Genomic DNA, 1,333 nt, shown 5'->3' with positions numbered 1-1,333 from the left:
AAACGAACCATTACTACCCTTTCGGTGGTGTGTTTGGCACTGCAGGCAATACCCAGCCTTACAAGTATAACGGTAAGGAGCTTGATACGAAGAAGGGTTTGAACTGGTATGATTATGGGGCGAGACATTATGATGCTGCGTTGGGAAGGTTTACGACGAATGACCCGTTGGCGGAGAAATATTATTCGATGAGTCCGTATACTTATTGTGCCGATAATCCGGTAAAGTTCATAGACCCAAATGGTATGGAATATGCTCCCGGTGATCTGTTTAAGACTAAAAGAGCAGCAGCTAAAGATTGGGGTATGTATTATAATGGTGCATCTATTATACGTAAACGTGAAATGGGCTCTTCTATTTATGAAGTTAAGCAAAAGGGAAAGCTAAAGGGATATTCTTATAGTGCAGCCAATGAAGGAGAGCACAGCGTATCTATAAGCTTACCTCCTAACGGTGAGAGATTTGTAGGATCGATTCATTCGCATGGAGACGCGGACGCAGAGCATATAAATAATAAATTCTCAAAAGCTGATATAAAATATATTGAGAAAACAAAAGAAAATGGTTATTTGGCTACGCCGAGTGGCGATTTGTTAGAATATAATCCTTATAGTAAGAAAACATCAATAGTGACTAGTGATCTTCCTAATGATCCCAAAGATCCTAAACGAAAGAATAATATTAATCCGAAAGATATTCCTGCTGAAAAGGGTAAACAAAGAATGAAAGAATTGCTACAAAAGCCAGATTTAAACATTCCTGTTAGCCAGAGAGAACATATTCATTGGGTATTTTAAAAAGATAGCAATATGTATAGGACTTATTTTTTTGCTTTAATGCTATTTGCGATGTCATGTACAAACAGTACATCGAAGGTCGGAGAAGATCAACAATCATCTCAACAGATTGAGTATGTAATGAATGATAGTCTCTCAACAGATTTTTATACTGATATGAAAAGCTATGTTCCTGCAGAGGGATTTATACCTACAGCGGATATTGCAGTAAAGATAGCGGAATGCGTACTATTGGAAATTTATGGAAAGGAAAGTATAGAGAAAGAAAAACCTTTTTCTGTTAACTTGGTAAATGGAATATGGGTAATAGAAGGGCATATTCCTAATGGAAATGATAGTGCGCTGACTTTCTGTGGACAATCTTATGTGGAAATAAGAAAAAGTAATGGTGAGATTATAAAGCTTTTGCATACTAAATAAAAAATATTACTCTAATATAAGTTGCCTTTTTTCAATGAGATTTATTTAATTACTATCCTAACATCAGATATGCTATATCTTGTATGTTAGGATAGTTTTTTAGGTCTATCAAATGA

2 protein-coding genes are annotated in these 1,333 nt (G+C 35.6%); both read left to right on the top strand.

What is annotated here, in order from left to right:
* The coding region (locus DW096_RS18985; protein ID WP_147401835.1) for an RHS repeat-associated core domain-containing protein at positions 1 to 797 on the top strand (797 nt) is incomplete at its 5' end.
* Positions 798 to 809: 12 nt separating this feature from the next.
* On the top strand, positions 810 to 1,217 hold the full coding sequence (locus tag DW096_RS18980) for an NTF2 fold immunity protein (protein ID WP_051642902.1): 408 nt from the start codon (positions 810 to 812) through the stop codon (positions 1,215 to 1,217).
* The last annotated feature ends 116 nt before the right edge of the window (positions 1,218 to 1,333 follow it).

It is taken from the genome of Bacteroides sp. AM07-18 (genome assembly GCF_003602695.1).
GTDB classification, from domain to species: Bacteria; Bacteroidota; Bacteroidia; order Bacteroidales; family Bacteroidaceae; genus Bacteroides; species Bacteroides uniformis.
This window is presented reverse-complemented; position numbering and strand designations above follow the sequence as displayed.

What these genes read in the sequence shown, in the direction of transcription:
- DW096_RS18980 (WP_051642902.1), top strand. Translation starts at nt 810, where the DNA reads ATGTATAGGACTTATTTTTTTGCTTTAATGCTATTTGCGATGTCATGT.